The sequence below is a fragment of the Desertivirga xinjiangensis genome, assembly GCF_024436435.1.
Classification (GTDB): domain Bacteria; phylum Bacteroidota; class Bacteroidia; order Sphingobacteriales; family Sphingobacteriaceae; genus Desertivirga; species Desertivirga xinjiangensis.
The window spans coordinates 1-19082 of sequence record NZ_JAFMZP010000001.1; the positions used below are offsets into that span (position 1 = coordinate 1).

At 40.7% G+C, this 19082-nt stretch carries 14 protein-coding genes; 5 read left to right on the top strand and 9 right to left on the bottom strand.

Annotated elements, in window-relative coordinates; genetic code table 11:
• The first annotated feature begins 374 nt into the window (after positions 1-374).
• On the top strand, positions 375-2108 hold the full coding sequence (locus tag J3P37_RS00005) for a S8 family peptidase (RefSeq protein ID WP_256008924.1): 1734 nt from the start codon (positions 375-377) through the stop codon (positions 2106-2108).
• Positions 2109-2168: 60 nt separating this feature from the next.
• Here the strand turns inward: J3P37_RS00005 and J3P37_RS00010 are convergent, their stop codons facing one another.
• Positions 2169-5924 (bottom strand): metallophosphoesterase, encoded by a 3756-nt coding sequence (locus J3P37_RS00010; RefSeq protein ID WP_256008925.1) that lies wholly within the window; start codon positions 5922-5924, stop codon positions 2169-2171.
• Positions 5914-6816, bottom strand: a complete 903-nt coding sequence (locus J3P37_RS00015) for an SdiA-regulated domain-containing protein (protein ID WP_256008926.1) — start codon at positions 6814-6816, stop codon at positions 5914-5916. Before J3P37_RS00015 ends, J3P37_RS00010 begins: the two co-directional genes overlap by 11 nt.
• Before the next feature lie 90 nt (positions 6817-6906).
• On the opposite strand from J3P37_RS00015, the gene J3P37_RS00020 reads away from it, so the two are divergent.
• Positions 6907-8115, top strand: coding sequence for a Pycsar system effector family protein (locus J3P37_RS00020; protein WP_256008927.1), 1209 nt, complete (start codon positions 6907-6909; stop codon positions 8113-8115).
• A 9-nt stretch (positions 8116-8124) separates the two neighbouring features.
• On the opposite strand, the gene J3P37_RS00025 is transcribed toward J3P37_RS00020, so the two are convergent.
• Both J3P37_RS00025 and J3P37_RS00030 read right to left on the bottom strand, forming a co-directional pair.
• Entirely contained in the window at positions 8125-8739 is a 615-nt protein-coding gene (locus J3P37_RS00025; RefSeq protein WP_256008928.1) for a DUF2652 domain-containing protein, read from the bottom strand.
• 134 nt (positions 8740-8873) lie between these two features.
• Positions 8874-9656, bottom strand: a complete 783-nt coding sequence (locus J3P37_RS00030) for an MBL fold metallo-hydrolase (protein WP_256008929.1) — start codon at positions 9654-9656, stop codon at positions 8874-8876.
• A 139-nt stretch (positions 9657-9795) separates the two neighbouring features.
• On the opposite strand from J3P37_RS00030, the gene recJ reads away from it, so the two are divergent.
• From recJ to J3P37_RS00045, 3 genes are read left to right on the top strand one after another with little or no spacing between them, the layout of a single operon-like run.
• Entirely contained in the window at positions 9796-11496 is a 1701-nt protein-coding gene (gene recJ, locus J3P37_RS00035; RefSeq protein WP_256008930.1) for a single-stranded-DNA-specific exonuclease RecJ, read from the top strand.
• A gap of 10 nt (positions 11497-11506) precedes the next feature.
• Positions 11507-12262, top strand: a complete 756-nt coding sequence (gene lptB, locus J3P37_RS00040) for an LPS export ABC transporter ATP-binding protein (RefSeq protein ID WP_256008931.1) — start codon at positions 11507-11509, stop codon at positions 12260-12262.
• A complete protein-coding gene (locus tag J3P37_RS00045; protein WP_256008932.1) occupies positions 12259-13773 on the top strand; it encodes a GH3 auxin-responsive promoter family protein in 1515 nt (504 codons plus the stop codon). The genes lptB and J3P37_RS00045 overlap by 4 nt, the downstream gene beginning before the upstream one ends.
• Before the next feature lie 49 nt (positions 13774-13822).
• Here the strand turns inward: J3P37_RS00045 and J3P37_RS00050 are convergent, their stop codons facing one another.
• From J3P37_RS00050 to J3P37_RS00070, 5 genes are all read right to left on the bottom strand, one after another.
• Positions 13823-14881, bottom strand: a complete 1059-nt coding sequence (locus J3P37_RS00050) for a TerC family protein (RefSeq protein ID WP_256009880.1) — start codon at positions 14879-14881, stop codon at positions 13823-13825.
• Positions 14882-14883: 2 nt separating this feature from the next.
• A complete protein-coding gene (locus J3P37_RS00055; RefSeq protein WP_256008933.1) occupies positions 14884-15855 on the bottom strand; it encodes a polyprenyl synthetase family protein in 972 nt (323 codons plus the stop codon).
• Between the two features lie 196 nt (positions 15856-16051).
• Positions 16052-16591 (bottom strand): sigma-70 family RNA polymerase sigma factor, encoded by a 540-nt coding sequence (locus J3P37_RS00060; protein WP_256008934.1) that lies wholly within the window; start codon positions 16589-16591, stop codon positions 16052-16054.
• A 167-nt stretch (positions 16592-16758) separates the two neighbouring features.
• Positions 16759-17775, bottom strand: a complete 1017-nt coding sequence (gene murB / locus J3P37_RS00065; protein ID WP_256008935.1) for a UDP-N-acetylmuramate dehydrogenase — start codon at positions 17773-17775, stop codon at positions 16759-16761.
• 56 nt (positions 17776-17831) lie between these two features.
• Complete coding sequence (locus J3P37_RS00070; protein ID WP_256008936.1) at positions 17832-19073, bottom strand: 3-deoxy-D-manno-octulosonic acid transferase; 1242 nt, start codon at positions 19071-19073, stop codon at positions 17832-17834.
• Between the last annotated feature and the right edge of the window lie 9 nt (positions 19074-19082).

Here is a 19082-nt window from a genome sequence, read left to right on the forward strand (position 1 = left end):
TACTGCAGTAACATGTGGGAGAGTAGGTCGGTGCCAAATCTTTATTAAAAACAGAAGCTCGTTAGTTATACTAACGGGCTTTTTTGTTTTTCCATGGCTGGGATGCAGCTGGTTAAGATGGCCAGGGGAGCACGCGGCACACGCGCGCCAGCGAGAACACGCGTGCGTAGGCAGGCGAACGTTCTAAGTCATTTGACTAGCGCCCGCATGCCGCGTGTGCTTATAGCGATATATTGAAATCATTTCCACGATTGAAGTGTTAAAATATGCTAAATAAGAGGATATTGATTGTATAGTTTTTGTCCTTAAATAAATACTTAATAATTTAATAGCAACATTTTTCGTTAGAGATTCACTTAGATAAAATTTAAACTATGACGTTTTTCAGGAAGATATTTTTCATTAGTCTATTACTTCCACTTGGTGTAATGGCACAAGATCAGCCGAAGCCGAACTGGCAGAATCTGGACTTACAGAAGGATGGTGTTTTTGGGATCAGCACCGAGAAAGCTTATGATCTGCTAAAGGGAAGGGAGAGTAGCCCGGTTATTGTTGCAGTGATTGATGGCGGCATCGATGAAGACCATGAGGATTTGAAATCAATAATGTGGAAAAATCCGAAGGAAGTTGCAGGCAACAAGGTCGATGAGGATAAAAACGGTTATACCGATGATATTTATGGTTGGAATTTTATCGGATCAGCAAAGGGAAATGTCAGATATGACAATCTTGAACTGGTGCGTTTAATAAGAATCTATCAGGATAAATACGCTTCTGTACTTAATTCCACACCGCTATCGGCGCAGGAAAGAAAAGAGTTTTCACTGTATAAGAAACTCGTAACAGAGCATATGGATAAGATGCAAAATGCGAGAATAGGTTATGAAAATTTTTCTATAGTAAAAAAGACTCTTGATTCGATCGTATTGAAGATTGGAAAGAAGGAAGTTACTGCAACAGATATTGAAAAGTATGACGCAAAAAATGGAAATGAGCAGAAGGTTCTTAAGCTCGTAAAATCCGAGCTTAAAAAGGAACAGGACTTCAAAAAGGTTCGGGAAGAGCTCAACGATGTTTACAAATATTATTATAGTCAGTTAAATTATCATCTGAATCTTATGTATGATCCACGAGACTCAATAGGAGATGATTACGCGGATAGTAGACAACGGTTATACGGAAACGGAGACGTCACAGGGCCTGATGCTTACCATGGAACACATGTAGCAGGTATCATTGGCGCAGTTCGAAACAATAGCAAGGGCATTAATGGGGTTGCAGACAACGTTAGAATTATGGGATTACGAGCTGTGCCTGATGGGGACGAACGTGATAAAGATATAGCTAACTCTATTAGGTATGCGGTTGACAATGGGGCCCGGGTTATTAACATGAGTTTTGGTAAAGGTTATTCGTGGGATAAGGCAGTTGTAGACAGTGCAGTGAGATACGCAGAGCAAAAGGATGTGCTAATAGTGCATGCTGCAGGAAATGACGGAAAGAACAACGATCATAGTAATAACTTTCCGAATAAATTTTTAAGCGACACCACCAATGCGAACTTTGCTAATCTCCCTCAAAGCCGTCCAGATCCCTTTATGAATGGTCAGAACCGGCAACAGTCAAACGGGATTGGCGGAATTATGAGACCTGCTTTGCCGCAAAAGCCTAGAATTGATTCAGCCCGGTTCTTTGGTCCGCAAGTAAACAACTGGATCGAGGTAGGAGCGAGTGGCTGGAAAAATGATGAAAATCTTGTGGCTGAATTTTCTAATTACGGACGCTATACAGTAGATGTGTTTGCTCCAGGGATGAAAATTAGTTCCACAATTCCAGAATCTAAATATAAGGAGGAAGATGGGACGAGTATGGCTTCTCCTGTTGTTGCCGGACTTGCAGCTCTAATCCGCTCGTACTATCCCAACCTCACGGCTGCGCAGGTAAAGGACATCATTCTTAAATCTGTTGTGAAGGTTGAGCAGAAAGTTAAGATCAGAGAGGATGGAGAAAGAAAGAAAGTCAAATTGGCTGATATTTGTATATCCGGAGGCGTTGTTAATGCTTATAATGCTCTTCAGATGGCGTCCAAAGTAAGTGCAAGCCTGTAAGTTTAAACTAAGCTACTCACAAAAAAGGAGGTTGTAAAACCTCCTTTTTTGTGAGTAGCTTTAGAATGCAAAACCTGTATTTAAAGAAAAATAACCCCCTTCCTTTGACATTCCATATCCTGCTGATACCAGGAATTTATTATAGAAATTAATCCAGACACCCGGACCATATCCGGTATGCCAGATGCCTTTTTCAGGGTTATCGGAAAAGACCCTTCCAGTATCGAAGAATCCAAATAGGCCGTAATTACCAGTGAGGATATAATTTCTCATACTTGATACCGCAAAACGGAGTTCGGTATTGCTGTATAGCGCGCTCCGTCCAGAGAACCGGTTATTACGGTAACCTCTTAAGTAAGTGTTGCTTCCCAATGAATTGGCCTGGAAAAATTTATAGTCACCGATGTTTGTAGCCGCGCCTACATTTAATGCCAGCGTGATCGGAAAGTTAAAGTTAGGGGTACCAAAGAATGATACATTGCTCTTCAACTGCATGAAGTCCTTCCGGATGCCTTTAATTTCACTGAAGTAACTGGCGTTGTTAAACCATCTGACTCCTGTTGTCGGAAAGATTTCATTGTCTACATAGTTAACATTTGCATAAGATCTGATCACAGCGAATCTTGATGGGTTGTTGATGTCTTCCTTGTCAAAGAACTGTTCACTCGTCAGGAATTTATTCGGTTGTTTTTCCATCCAATAATGCTCATAGCCGGGGCCAATTCCAACGCTAAAGGCCTGAGTAAACCGTCTTTGGTATACCGCTGCAATGCTGAAGTTCTTAGTACGAACTCTGAAATAATCAACATCATCGCCCACATTAGGCGTCGAGTTGCCTTCACCATAATAGTTGAAGGTATATTTCGGTCCATTATATGCTGTATGTAGTATCAGATCATGATTCTCCTTAAAAAGCGAGTGGAACGTTCCCCGATATCTTATTGTGTAAGCATTTGTTTTTGGCGCAAAATTTCCCTTTACTGTTTGGTTGTAACTATAGGGTTTTTTTCGAAAACCATAATGGGTAATTGAGTAGCCCGCACCAATGAAAAACTGGTCGTCTGCGTTATAATCCACAGAGGGGATAATACCTGCCTTATCGTAATTAAACCATTTTTGTTCGTAAGTATTTACAGAGGGGCTGGCAGATAGACGTAACCGTACATTGTCATTTTTAATGATGGTATTGCCCTCGTCGCTATCGTAGTATTTAACTGGCTTCCCAGTTCCAGGACTAGAGTGATCAGCAATATAGTCTTTATCCTCGCCTCCAACTATCCGGACCTTAATTGGCGACTTTTCTCCCTCCACGACGATACTGTCGCGGCCTTGAAGTGCGAAAATCCGAATCTCGTTTGTCTCATTCCGGTTGAATGTTCTGAGATATAAGGTTTTTTCCACCTTTTCATCTTTGTTTATCTTGCAAATAGTGACGGTTGTGCTGTCTCCAAGCGATTGTACACGAACAAACTCTTTTTTGTCTGAGCCGGTTATATTAACTTCCTTTGCTAATACCTCGTAGTATCTTACAGCAGCCTCGGTCAAACCATCTCTCCTTGACTTAAGTTTATTACTGATTTCAGCGCCCGATCTGTCAAAAACTTCCGGAGGCATACTTTTAACTGCACTGTCAATTGCCTCGTTTGTTAGTGCTTTTTTTATCTGTTCTGCACAATCGATCCATTGACTCCTGGAAAGTTTGTTAAGGAAATTTCTGTCGAGGTCCCTTGCAGCTGTATTCAGTTTTTTGACATCTGCAATTTCATTGCCGAATGTTTGTAGCCCGGGAGTAACTTTTGACATCAGACGTGGAAAAAAGCCATCATACTTTGAAAACGCCTGGTCATGATCCCTCGGAATTGGACGGTAAATAGATCCTTTATCCTTTTTAAATTCAGCCCATCTCCATTGATCTTCGTGCCTGTCCCAATCATTAATAAGCATGTCGAAAAGCCGGGCTTTTAAGAACATCAACTGATCGACTTCATTATCGTTGTCTTCCAAAACTTCTTCGTACATTTTTCTTGTACTAACAGCATTTTTTGCGTTTCCAAACGACTTAAAGTCGGAGACATCCTCATCCGGACGTGCTTCTATTGTTCCTAATTCACCACCTACCTGTTGAATATAAGGACCGAGTAAGCGACTATGAGGCATGTAGACCAATTGCGGGCTGACATAGTAAATACCGATTCTTTTCGCCATACCAGGAATGATGATTCCACCATAGGGATGGGCGGATGAGATCTGATCCTGGAGGAAGTCTTCAGCAAAGGTTTTGACCAACCCTTCCGGAAGTAGTGCACTTGGGTCTTTACTAATGGTTCTGAATTGATAGACATTTCCGTCTTTTCCCTGAAGCTGGAGGGATGTGGTTTGTTTTCCCCCTCCCATTTTTAACGGTGTTAAGCCTCCTGCAAACGTTGCAAGATCCAGATAGGGGGCAGAAACAGGGGTAGCCCATGTTTCCCGATAGTGTTCACCGAATAAATTGCGCTTGAACCTGCTTGCTTTATATTCTTCGCCTGCAGCAATTAATTTTACACTGTCTCCGTAATTGATTTGTTTTTCTTCACGGATGTCCCTATTTGTTTTTGGAGGAATAGCATACAGAGGGGCCCTGTAAATCAACTTTCCTGTCGATCCATCACCAACAGGTTCCCAAAATTCTACCCAGCTTTGTCCGTTGTCATAGTAATTTAACCGCGCAAAGCCTTTATGACCATGAGCAAAGAGAGCGCCGTTGCCCTTCACCACAGGATTGGACTTCGCCCCCGCACCGCTGATGATGTGATTAAGATTCTCAAACTTATTAAACTGTAAAGCATGTTCGTGCCCGGTAGCCAACACTACATTCTCTTCATCTCCCAGAATAGATAACAGTCCGCGCTTTAACTGTTGGTAATCTTTGTTAGATAGATCTTGCCTGGAAACTCCGTATTTCCTCATAAGAGGATAGATCGATCCGATTATGGGGAGGGGAATGTAAAGCCGGTCGCGAACCAGGGTTAACGGAAATATATAGTCTTTAAGTGTAAAATAGCCGCCATGGGTACCGTTGGAGAATAAGGGATGATGCTGGGTGATCAAAATGTTCTTACCCTTGTTCCGTAGCAAGATATCTTTGACTTGTTCCATTATTTCTACCCGGCTTCCGGCAGTGCAGCCGTTGTCGGGTGCTATGGGTTTCTCATACTTATGCAACCACCATTCGCTGTCCAACACGATTACTACCAGATCCTTATTCAACTGGATTTCTACCGGCCCGGGACATCCGTTGCTTGGTATAAATACGTCGCTTGAATCCAGGTAGTTTTCTACGAACTCTTCTTCACGATTTACCGCGGCAAGACCTCCGGGCCGCATTTCATTCCAGTCATGATTACCCGGAATGAAAATTTTACGACCCCTAAAGTTTTTAACAACATTCATTTGTTCTATAATGCGGCGTTCTTTCTCTTTCCTGTCAGGTGCATTTGGCTCTGGCAACCCAGTTTCATAAATGTTGTCACCGGCAAAAATGACAACGTCTTCAGGCCGCGAGATATTTGATGACGTGTCGCCCTTAACTATTCTGGTACTGTCATAGAGCTGACTTTGTAACAACTTCAAAGAAGGTTCCTGCTTATTATCGTCGGGTTTGCCCGCATCCCCAATGATAAAAACTGAGTATTTCAATTTCAGCGAGTCAGGAGGGGTAGCTTTTTGCCAATCGAGTTGACTTTTAGCATAGTAGGGCTTAAGGCTTATACAGCCACTGAATACAATTAATGAAAATATTATATATCCTAAGTTCTTAATAGAATTAATCTTCATATTTTATTTCGATAATATTTGCTTGTTTGTTTTTTCCTTCGTTTGAAATGAATAAGCGTCCATCACTTGTAAATGCCAAACCTTCAGGCTGAATAAACTCTTTACCGTCCAGTTCGAGAATCTCCAAGATTTTTCCCTGCGGACTAAGTACCGCGATAATATTGTTTAAAGATGAAAGTACATACAAGTTGCCCGTGTGGGGATGGAAGTTGAGTGCTGAGGTTCTAAATACTTCATTTAAGTTCTGATTGCCGAGTTTTTTAAGTAATTTTTTGGAGATCTCTTCCAGCTTGTCTCCTGCAAAATAATCCTCAACCTGTGAAAGACGGATGGAGTAGGCTGCACGTGTATCTAGCTTCTTCGTTTTCAGATCAAACGCATAGATGTCTTTTTTGCTTTCGTCATCGTCGAGGCTTTTATCTTTAACAGCCAGCAGGAGCCGTGAATTTTTAGCATCGTACGCTAAACCCTCAATATTGTTTTCTTCTGTCAGAGCAGTTTTGTGAACTATTGGCTTGGAAGGACCTGTATTAAAGTTTTTGAGCTCATAAATTGTTCCTGAACTATTTACAATGAACAAATCGTTCCCTACCACTGCTATATCCTCATAGTCCTTTCCTTTCCAAAATTCATACTTTCGGGTAACGCTCTCAGTAGTAAGACTATAAAAGTATAAAATGCCCTCCTCATCCTGAATGGATACTAAAAGAGTATCATTAACAAAGGATATTCCTGAAATTTCTTTGAGTTCTTCAGGTACGGAATAGAGTTTACCGCCAATAGGTTCAAGAGTTTTCTGTCCGGCTGTACTATTGGTACTGTCTGCTTTTTTCCCGTTGTTTTCACATGAATAAAAAAAAGCTACTAACAAAAGTATGTATATTCTGTTCATAGGGGTATCACACAATTTGATGTTGTAACATTAAGCTGTATAATAACTCTTTTTATAGATTATAGTTTTCAAGCATATTAATAGGCAAGTATGAAGAATAATAACCCAATTGTTAAAAGCGCTCAGGAATTTGTATTTAATTTATTCAGAGAAAAGCTACAATCGGATTACGTATACCACAACTATAAACATACATTACAAACAACTAAAGCATGTAAAGAACTAGCCGAGGCTTACAATCTTACGAGTCGGGATTACGAAATATTGATGCTTGCTGCATTATTCCATGATACAGGTTATACAGAAGTATATAAAGGTCACGAAGAGGCAAGTGTGAGGATTTTGAAAGAGTTCTTAGGAAACGATTATCCGCTGGAAGATCTGAAAAAAATAGAAGAGCTGATTTTGTCGACCAGTGCCTTACATACTCCGAATGGAACTTTACAGGAAATACTCCATGATGCCGATTATATAAATATTGGCAAGAAAAAGTTTAGCCAACGGGCGGAATTACTGCGTATCGAATGGGAAAGGGTCCTGGGAAAGACTTATAGTGATCTTGAATGGGCAGAAGAACAACTAAATTTTTTGATATGTAAATCGTATATTACTGAAGAGGCAATTCTTAAATATGACGGCACAAGGGAGGAGAATATAAGAATTCAACGCGAGAAAATCGAACTTTTAAGAATTGAGGGTGAAAAGTTAAAGGCGAAGCTGGATAAAACCTCTCCCGAAAACAAAGTGCAGAAAGAAGGCAGGGGTATCGAGACCTTATACCGTTCTTTGTATGAGTACCATATCAACCTTAGCTCTATTGCTGACAATAAAGCTAATATCATGATCAGTATAAATACCATAATTATTTCTCTCGTGATCACTTTGTTCGGTTCTGGTTATACATTTTCAGGACAGAATGAGTTTGGAAGTCTGCGTTTTGTTATTCCGATGGCTGTTCTGTTAATTACCAGTTTACTTGCGGTGGTCTTTGCAGTTCTTTCCTCAAGGCCAAATGTGACTTCTAAAGAGCGCTATGAATTAAAAAAGAAGGATAGCAGTATTCTGTTTTTTGGGAATTTTGCCCAGTTGCATTTACACGAGTTCGTGAACAGAATTAAAGAGTTAAAGAAAGAAAAAGAAGAGCTTTACGACAGCATGAGTATTGATATCTATCATTTGGGGGCAGTGTTAGTCAAAAAATATCGGTTGTTAAGCTGGTCGTACAATATTTTCATGGGAGGTTTGGTGCTATGTGCGGTCGGCTTCGTTGTGATAATGCTTTTTTCTTATGATAGTTAAAGAGAAAACCTAAATAGCGGAGTCTTCCCCAAAAGGAATATACCAGTATTCAATCTCGCCAATATGATCGTATACATCAGAAGATTTTTTCAGATCGTCCCAATGAAACCATGAACTAACGTCTTTCTTTCGGATTTTGTCAAGGTAGTTTTGAGTAAGAAGGATATACTCATCCTCCTCTATGCTATTTTTTAGTAACTTGTGAGTGATAATTACGTCTTCTCCAATCAATTTGGTGCGGCCTTTAATATTTGCTAAACTTATTTGTCCGTAATGAATAATGATCTTTAAACCCATCTGACCATCGGCGAAATGTTTTTCATGATTTTCCGGATCTTCTTTTTCTACCTCACGTACATAATCATAGAAAACTTTAAATAATACCTTACATTGCTTGGCCACCTGATTGACAGAAGGCAACCGTCCAACCTTGTAAAAGAAAATAGCATCACCTTCAATTTCGCCAACGCTCATTTTTAAAATGTTGGCATTAATTAACTTGCGCAGCAGCCCTGCTATGAAATCTTTACTAAAGGAAATGTCAGCGGTTGCAATAAATCTGGTAAAGCCTGTAATGTCAGGTACGCAAAAGAAAGCAGGCAAGGTATCGTCATTTTTTTCCATATATGCAAAGGATATACGATAAGCGTTTAAACGATTATTTTGTTTTCGGTGCTTATGTAAAAACTGATTTAGGGTTTGGGCGGTTCAAAGAGTCCGGTGATTTTTGAATTTATACTGTTAAGGCGATATGTATATTACCTACCCAGCTGTTCTCCTATTACCTTAAAAGCATCCCCGCTATACTCAACTCTTCCCATGGCTTCGCTTTTGGCGTGATAAAATAAGCACAGCCAATTGTTGTCAGCAGCCTGTTTTCCGTACTGCTCTCGCAATTCCATTGCCCGGGCGCCATCAAAGTCGTATTTAGCTTTGAACTTTCTTAGAAGTTGTTCAGGCTCTGGCAGAATGTCGCCGCCATAAAAGACTTTTTCATCTTTATCTTCCAGGTGAAAAACCTGATGAAACTCGCAATGCCCACCAGTTACTTCATAAGTGATTTTATCGTTGAAGCGGCCATCACCCTCAATAAAGTGAATACTACCACTTCGCTGTACTACATCGAATATTTCTGTGCGATAAGATTTTGACGGATGACTGTAAGCATTTTCCCATTCATGGCGATTGATAACATATTCCGCATTGGGAAAAGTAAGTTCGTGCCTGCCATTTTTTTCATAGATCATTCCTGCTGAATGGTCAAAATGAAGGTGAGACATAAGCAGCAGGTTAACGTCCCCGGGATGGTAGCCCGCCTGACGGATATTTTTATGAATAATCAATTCGCCATCATCGTCTTTATATCCAAGGCCAGCATCAATAACAATTAAACTATCTGAAGTTTCGATCAAAAAGGGTTGAACGTAAACAAAGAGAGAGGCCGGGCGATCTTTAGGGCTGTGGATTGCAGGGTCGAACGGTATGAATTTTTTTGAACTATCAACTGAGTAAGAACCTTCGTGTAGTGGGAATACTTTCATTAATTGCAGTTATCTGATGTTGGAACAACAGATCGTTGTCCCGGATAAAAATGTATATTGATAATGAATTGCTTATAAAACAGCCTTGAGGCAAATAGTTTATTTAGTATTATATTTACCCCTCAAACCTAACAAATATATGCAAAAAAGGTGGGCAGAGCAGGATATAACTAACTCAAATGCGGTAGAGGAGCTACAACACCTGCTAAATATTGAAAAGGTTTTGGCTGCTTTGCTCGTAAACAGGGGAATAAATACTTTCGAAGAAGCGCGTTATTTCTTCAGGCCCGAGCTTAGTCACCTTCATGACCCTTTTTTAATGAAGGATATGGTGAAGGCTGTACAGCGAATAGAAACAGCCCTGCAACGAAATGAAAGGATCCTGATATACGGCGACTATGATGTAGACGGGACTACTTCAGTTTCTTTAGTTTATGGTTTTTTCAAAAAAATCCATCAGGAGATTGAATATTATATTCCCGACAGGTATAAGGAAGGCTATGGGATATCTTTTCAGGGAATTGATTATGCTGCTGAAAATGGTTTTAGTTTGATCATTGCTTTAGATTGTGGTATCAAATCGGTTGACAAGATTGATTATGCGAATACCCTCGGCATAGATTTTATCATTTGCGATCACCACCTTCCGGGAAGCATCTTGCCAGGCGCAGTTGCAGTACTTGACCCGAAAAGAGCAGATTGCGATTATCCCTATAAAGAATTATCAGGATGCGGCATTGGCTTTAAGCTGGTACAAGCCTACGCTCAAAAGCATGGCGTTCCTTTCGATGAGATATGCTGCTACCTTGATCTTGTAGCGGTAAGTATTGCCTCGGATATTGTTCCGATAACAGGTGAAAACAGGGTACTTGCATGGTATGGGCTTAAACGGCTGAATGAAAATCCTTGCAATGGTTTAGCGGCTCTTATAGAGCTCTCGGGGAAAAAGCAATACACTATTTCAGATATCGTATTTATGATAGGCCCGCGTATTAATGCAGCCGGCCGTATCGATGATGCCAAACATGCCGTGAGCCTGCTTATCGCAGAGGATGCAAATATAGCTAAAAGTCAGAGTTTGATAGTCAATCTGAAAAACATCGAGCGTAAGGAACATGATCTGTCTATAACAGAGCAGGCTTTAGCAATGATTGATGGTGATCCTGTCCTGCAGAAGAGAAAAACTACGGTTGTTTACAACGAAGACTGGCATAAAGGAGTTATAGGGATAGTGGCTTCGAGGTTAACCGAGAAGTACTATCGCCCCACTATTGTTTTAACGCAATCCAACGGACACGTTGCCGGCTCGGCCCGGTCAGTGCTCGGTTTTGATCTTTACGAAGCACTGAGTTCTTGCAGTGATCTGCTCGAACAATTTGGAGGGCACAAATATGCAGCAGGACTAACGTTGAAGGCCGAAAATATTCCCGCCTTACAACAGCGTTTTGAGGATGTTGTGTCGAGAACCATCCCGGAGGAGTTATTAACCCAGGAAATCTATATAGATGCACCACTTGATCTGAAGGATATCGATGGAAAGTTTTTCCGGGTTCTTAACCAGTTCGCCCCATTTGGCCCGCAAAACCTGGCGCCGGTTTTTATTAGTAAGAATGTTAATGTAGTTGGAAGGGCATCAGTTGTCGGTAATAATCATTTAAAAATGAACATCAGACAAGGGAATTCAGCTATATTTGACTGTATTGGGTTTGGACTTGGGCAGTATGCCAATTTAATTAATCAGGGGCTCCCATTTGATGTGTGTTATACTCTTGAAGAAAATAACTGGAAAGACAAACGCTCAATTCAGGTATGTGTTAAAGGGATAAGACGCACGACGTAAGAATAAAAGCATGATACTGAAAGCAGAGAATCTGGTAAAAAAATATAAACAGCGTACAGTTGTAAATAATGTGTCTTTCCATGTAGAACAAGGAGAGATTGTTGGTTTGCTTGGCCCTAATGGAGCAGGGAAAACAACGTCGTTTTATATGATTGTGGGACTGATCAAGCCAACGGAAGGTCATGTTTTTTTAGAAACGGAAGACATCACCGAAGACCCGATGTACAGGAGAGCACAAAAAGGTATTGGCTATCTCGCTCAGGAAGCATCGGTTTTCCGAAAGCTGTCTGTAGAAGATAATATCCTTGCTGTTCTGGAAATGCGCAACCTAAGTAAAGCGGAGCAAACAGAAAAGCTGGAAGAGTTGTTAACTGAATTCAGCTTGCACAGGGTTCGGAAGAATCGGGGGGATTTGTTATCAGGAGGAGAGCGCAGACGTACTGAAATTGCACGCGCTCTGGCTGCCAATCCTAATTTTATACTATTGGATGAGCCTTTCGCGGGCGTAGATCCGATCGCAGTGGAGGAGATACAAACCATCGTAGCAAAGTTAAAGCACCGGAACATAGGCATTTTGATTACAGATCATAATGTACAGGAAACCCTTTCGATCACAGACAGGGCTTATTTGCTGACCGAAGGAAAGATCATGCTGACCGGAACTCCAATGGAAATTGCGAGTAATGAAATGGCGCGTAAGTTTTATTTAGGGCAAAATTTTGAGTTACGAAAGAAAAAGACGACAGACACGACTAAACCTATATGACCATAGTAAACTCCATTTTTAACTGGTTCATGAAGAAGCGGATGCACCAGATAGAGCTGTTTATCAAATATCCGCATGACGTGCAGGATGAACTCTTCAGAAATTTGCTCTCTGGCGCCCGAAATACAGAATGGGGGAAATTATACGATTATAACTCTATTCTTAACCAGGAACAGTTTAAGGAACGGGTTCCCATACAGACTTATGACACGTTAAAGCCTTATATTGAACGGATGTTGAAAGGGGAACAAAATATCCTTTGGGGTACAGAAATTCATTGGTTTGCTAAGTCATCCGGAACAACCAACGATCGTAGTAAGTTTATTCCTGTTAGCCCGGAATCGTTGGAAGAATGTCATTACAAAGGCGGGAAGGATATGCTCTCTCTTTATTGTAATAATCGACCCAATGCGCAGATATTTACCGGCAAGGCTTTGGCCCTGGGAGGAAGCCACCAGGTGAACCAGGCCAGCAGTGATGTATACTTTGGTGATCTTTCAGCAGTATTGATCAAAAACCTGCCAATCTGGGCAGAGTTTTATCGAACTCCGGATATGTCCATTACTCTAATGGATAATTATGAGGAGAAAATTGAAAAGATGGCCAGAGCTACAATGGATGTAAATGTAACCAACATATCAGGTGTTCCCACCTGGACCGTAGTGCTGGCAAAACATCTCTTGGAAATTACCGGAAAGAATAACCTCCTGGAAGTTTGGCCTAACCTTGAGTTATATATACATGGTGCCGTAAAATTTACGCCTTACCGTGAGCAGTTTAAAAAACTGATCCCCTCGGCTAATATGTATTATCTGGAAACGTATAATGCTTCAGAAGGCTTTTTTGGTATTCAGGACCAATCAAATTCAGAGGAGATGCTGCTAATGCTGGATTATGGTATATTCTACGAGTTTCTGCCAATGGAGAATTTCGAAGAAGAGAATCCAAAAACGCTCAGGTTGGATGAAGTAGAGTTAAATAAAAATTATGCACTTATTATTTCGACCAACGGTGGTTTATGGCGGTACATGATCGGTGATACAATCAAATTTACTTCCCTGTCTCCGTTCAGGATACAGATCACCGGAAGAACGAAACACTTCATTAATGCTTTTGGGGAAGAAGTAATTATAGACAACGCAGAAAATGCATTAACGGCAGCCTGCAAGGCCACAGGAGCAATTATCAGGGATTACACTGCCTGCCCCATTTATTTTCAGGGAGACGAGGCCGGCGGCCATGAGTGGATCATTGAATTTGAGCAACATCCCGAGACTATTGACCGGTTTACTGATATTCTGGATGATACTCTCCGTCAGGTAAATTCAGACTATGATGCCAAACGATTTAAAGATATGGCCTTGCGGAGACCCCTTATACATGTGGCCAAAGAAGGGACTTTTTACAACTGGCTGAAAAATAAAGGGAAGCTGGGAGGTCAGCATAAAGTGCCCCGCCTGGCAAATGAACGAAAATACGTTGAGGAAATTCTTGCAATGAGCATTAATTAAGGATATGGAATATAGTCCCTTGATTAATGCTCATTGATATATTAACGCCTTAATGCTTCGCAGGGTGTCCCATCTTCTTAGGGAACATTAGGGATGCAACCACACTGATAGTCAGTATCAGGACAATCACTATCAATGAGTGTGTTGTTGTGAACCCCCAGGTGTGAAGCCAGTGATGCGCCAACATTTTTATCCCAATAAACATCAGAAGAAAAGCCAGCCCAACCTTTAGATAGTGGAATTTATGAATAATGTTCACTAAAAGGAAGAACATGGAACGTAGTCCAAGTATGGCAAAGATGTTTGAAAAGAAGACGATATAAGGATCTTTTGTAACGGCAAAAATAGCCGGGATAGAATCAACAGCAAAAATCAGGTCGGTGAACTCAACGATCAAAAGAACGATGAATAAGGGCGTTATCATCCTTTTTCCATTCTTTTTGATGAAAAACTTGTTACCAACAAATTCGGGATGCACCGAGAAGTACTTTGATGCGAACTTAACCATCGTGTGATTCTCAGGATCGATTTTTTCATCTGCATTTCTATTCAGGTACATGGTAATACCCGTATACACCAGGAATGCACCGAAAACGTACAGGATCCATCCAAATTGATTTATAAGGGTTGCTCCCACAAAAATGAACAGGAAACGCATTATTACCGCCCCGACAATACCCCAGAACAGAACCCTGTGGTAGTACTTCTCTTCGACCGCGAAAGCCGTAAAAATAAGTACCATAACGAATATATTATCGATTGACAGCGCGTATTCAATTACATATCCGGTGAGGAACTCGAGTGCCAGGTTCTGTTTGTAGATTTGCAGACTGGCTAGAAAATCATCAGGGTTCAAACGAATATTATGGAAATGGTCTTTCGTGATTTTCTCAAGCTGGGCGAAGTTTTCTATTCCATGGAGTTTATGTCCTTCTGTAACAAGAAGCACATAAAAGCCAAGAGCAAAAGCAACCCAAATAGAACTCATGATTGCAGCTTCTTTCAAGCTTACAGCATGATCTTTTTTATTGAATATGCCCAGATCAATTGCTAACATAAGAATAACGAAGAGTAAAAACCCTCCGAAAAAAAGTACTTCGTTTGATATCATTATTTTTTTCTTTCAGTGGTAAACCTAACAAGTTGCTCCAGGCCAGTCCGGGCATCATTTTCCGGAAAACTATTTAAAATTTCAAATGCTTCATCCTGGAAGCGGTGCATTTGCATTTCAGCGTATGCAAGCCCCCCGCTGTTTCTTACAAAATAAATCACTTCAGCGATCTTTTGTGAATCTTCATTATGGTTTTTAACCAGGTTTATAATCCTGTGTTTTTCCGATTTACTTGATTTACTTAAGGCGTAGATTAAGGGCAGAGTGATTTTCTTTTCCTTGATGTCAATACCCAGGGGTTTGCCAACATCGTCCGTGCCAAAGTCGAACAGATCATCCTTAATCTGGAAGGCTAATCCTACTTTCTCCCCAAACAGCCGCATCTTTTCAATGGTCTCCTGATCAGCCCCAGTTGAGGCAGCCCCACTGGCACAGCATGATGCTATTAAGGAGGCCGTTTTTTGCCGGATAACTTCATAATAGACACTTTCATCAATATCGAGGCGCCTGGCTTTCTCGATTTGAAGAAGCTCTCCCTCACTCATCTGCTGAACGGCGTCAGATACGATTTTCAGGAGATTGAAATCATTGTTGTTTACGGATAGCAACAGACCTTTAGCCAGAAGGAAGTCGCCAACCAGCACGGCTATTTTGTTTTTCCATAAAGCGTTTACAGAGAAGAAGCCGCGGCGTTCGTATGACTGGTCCACCACATCGTCATGCACCAGACTTGCCGTGTGTAATAGCTCTACTAGGGCTGCTCCGCGGTGGGTTGTCTCGGTAATTTCGCCACACAAACTGGCAGAAAAGAAGACAAACATGGGACGAATTTGCTTTCCCTTTCGTTTTACAATATAATGCGTAATTCGATCGAGTAAGGGCACAGAACTTTTCATCGAGGATTTAAATTTTTCCTCAAAGACATCCAGCTCTTTTTCTATGGGTCTTTTAATCTCGTCTAACCTTGACATCAAGCTTTTAGTACATGCTTTGCAAGCTGATAATTTGCACCCCGCAAAATATGCTGCAAACATAGCTTAAAAATGTATATTTTTAGATCTAGTTGATCAAATAAGAATAAGTTTCGTTGCAAGTAACAAAAAAAAAGAGCGCCAGGCTGGCACCTGTACGCTCTCTAGTATGATGAGTTTAGAAAAGGGGCACTAATTAATCGAGCTCCGCATAGATTGGTTTTTTCACACCATTATCATATGGCTTTAAGCTCTTTTTAAGAAGCTTGCGAGCTACGTGTATACGAGTTTTAACGGTTCCAATTGGAATTGCGAGGTGATCCGCAATCTCATGATATTTGAATCCTTCAAAATACATACTAAAAGGAACAAAATATTCTTCCGGAAGTTTTCCAAGAGCTAATTTAATATCATCCATTATGAATTTTGACTCTCCCTGGTTTTTTGTGGAACTGAAAACCAGGTTCGCAGAAGAGATTTCGTCAGATTTAGTCACAAAAGAACTAATTTTCACAAAACGACGATAGTTGTTAATGAAAGTGTTCTTCATTATTGTGTACAACCAACCTTTAAGATTTGTACCTTCTTTAAATTTATTGTAGTAAGTTATAGCTTTTAATAAGGTATCCTGAACCAAATCGTTAGCGTCATCGGCATCGTGAGTGAAATGTAAAGCATACATTCTTAGAGAACTTGCCTGGCGCATAACCATTGTGTTGAATTCTATCTTAGTCATATTTGTTAAGGTCTTAAGGGTGATTGTTTTTTTATTGTTAATCTATAAGCAGTCATTTGTAAAACAAACTTGCATAGACCAATGCAACAACTGTGCTAAACCTTAAACTTTATAGAATTCTGCGTGTTATATGTTTAGATTTTAGGGAAAACTGATCAAAATATCTGTTATATGGTATTGACTTCTCGTTCTAAAAGAACACCAAATTTGCTGTTAACATCGCTGATAATCGCGGCAGAAAGGTTGTAAATGTCTGATCCTTTTGCATTTCCGTGGTTAACAAGTACTAGTGCCTGGTTCTTCCAAGTGCCGGTTTCACCAATTTTTTTACCTTTCCAACCGCACTGCTCTATAAGCCATCCAGCGGCCAGTTTAACTGTACTGTTTGGTAGACAGTAATGTATAGTGTTTGGAAAATCAGACAGTAGTTGTTCACATTTTAGCTTCGAGACAATGGGGTTTTTAAAAAAACTTCCGGCATTTCCGATCGTGGATGGATCAGGAAGTTTACTGACCCTGATATCTGAGACAACTTTAGAAATATCTCTTATAGTTGGTTGCCCGATGCCTCTACTTTGCAATTCCGTTGCGATAGCGCCATAGCTGGTATTCAAAGAGGGCTTCGTAGAAAGTTTGTAGGTAACAGAAGTAATGATCACTTTACCTTTCAGTTCTTTCTTAAAAATGCTTTCCCGGTAACCGAACTGGCAGTCCTGATTGGAAAAGGTTAGATGCCCCCCGGTTTCAATGTCAAAAGCTTTACAGGAATGAAATACGTCTTTAAGTTCAACGCCATAGGCCCCGATGTTTTGTATTGGCGATGCTCCCACTGAACCAGGAATGAGACTTAAGTTTTCCATGCCAGCAAATTCCCTGTCTACGCAGTGTGTTACCACATCATTCCATACTTCTCCGGCACCTGCTGTGACAAAGACATCATCATGCACTATTTTATCGATGATTCCTTTGATGTTCATGCATATTACCAATCCTTCAAAATCTTTGGTAAAAAGAATGTTGCTGCCTCCGCCGATCACGAGTCGTTCAGTATTTTGCCATTGTTGATCAGCAAAAAGTTCCGCCAGTTCTTGTTCTGAATTTATTTCGGTAAACCAGCGAGCTTTGGCTTCAACTCGAAAAGTGTTCAATTTTTTAAGAGAGACGTTTTCAAAAATTTTGGGCATAAGGGTATTAATTTACCGGCGAAGTTCGGCAATTATCTTCGAATTGTGTTTTAACTTTAACGGCTAATGAAATTTAAAATAGTGCTGGTTGCTCCCTGCTGAGTCCGCACGAAAGTTCCGGCAATGTTACCGCTTCTCATTCTGAACTCTTGATCCTGCAATCGCATCATTAGATCTTCCAGGTCAGCTGAATTGCCGATGGTAAATCCACCTCCTATCTTAAGCAGGGCTCTTGCTTCGAGAAACTTCTGAAAGTTCGGTCCGAAAATTACCGGAATTCCAAATGCAGCGGCTTCTAGAGTATTATGAATGCCAACACCAAATCCTCCTCCTATATATGCAACCTGTGCATATTGATATAGGGAAGAAAGCATGCCAATGTTATCGATTATAAGGACAGAGGTAGATTTCGAAAATGGGATATCGCTATCGTGCCTGATGATCTGAGAATGCCGGACCGCACTTCCGTTTGGCAGCAAGTTGATGAACGCTTTAATTTTTTCTTCTTTTATCTCGTGCGGAGCAATGATAAACCTCCATGACGGATATAACTCAACCAGTCTGCTGATCAGTTTCTCATCTTCGGGCCAGGTACTACCGGCAATAAATATCTTTCGGTCAGAGCAGAAGTCCTTAACTTCATTGAACTGTTTTGGCTGTAGGGCGTTTTCGGCCACCCGATCAAAACGAGTGTCGCCGCTGACAGTTACATTCGTTAGGTTAATCGAATTAAGTAGTTTTGCACTGCCTTCATCCTGAACAAAGAAGTGAGTAACAAACGAGAGAATTTTCCGGTTCAACCTTCCGTACCATTTAAAAAATGGCTGACCTTGTCTGAAAATTCCAGATATTATATAAAGTGGTATTTGCCTTTTGTTAAGCTCATTAAAGTAGTGGTACCAAAATTCGTATTTAGTAAAAACGGCCATTGTGGGATTGATTAGCCGTATAAAGTTTGAAGCGTTTGATTTTGTGTCCAGGGGGAGGTAGAAAATATGCTCGGCACCTGAATAATTTTTACGTAATTCATATCCTGAGGGAGAGAAAAAAGTAATGATAATTTTCAGTCCGGGTTCGCGCTTTTTTAGGTTTTCCATAACTGGTCGCCCCTGTTCAAATTCGCCCAGGGAGGCGAAGTGAAACCAGGCGCAGGGACTGCTTGCATCTACTTCTTTCTCAATTATTTGAAAGATATTTTTTCTCCCCTTAATCCAGTAATTTGCCTTGCTGTTTAGGAAATGGAACAGATATACTAAAAAGTAGTAAATTTTGATGCCAAAATTGTAAAGAAGGAGCATAATAGTTGC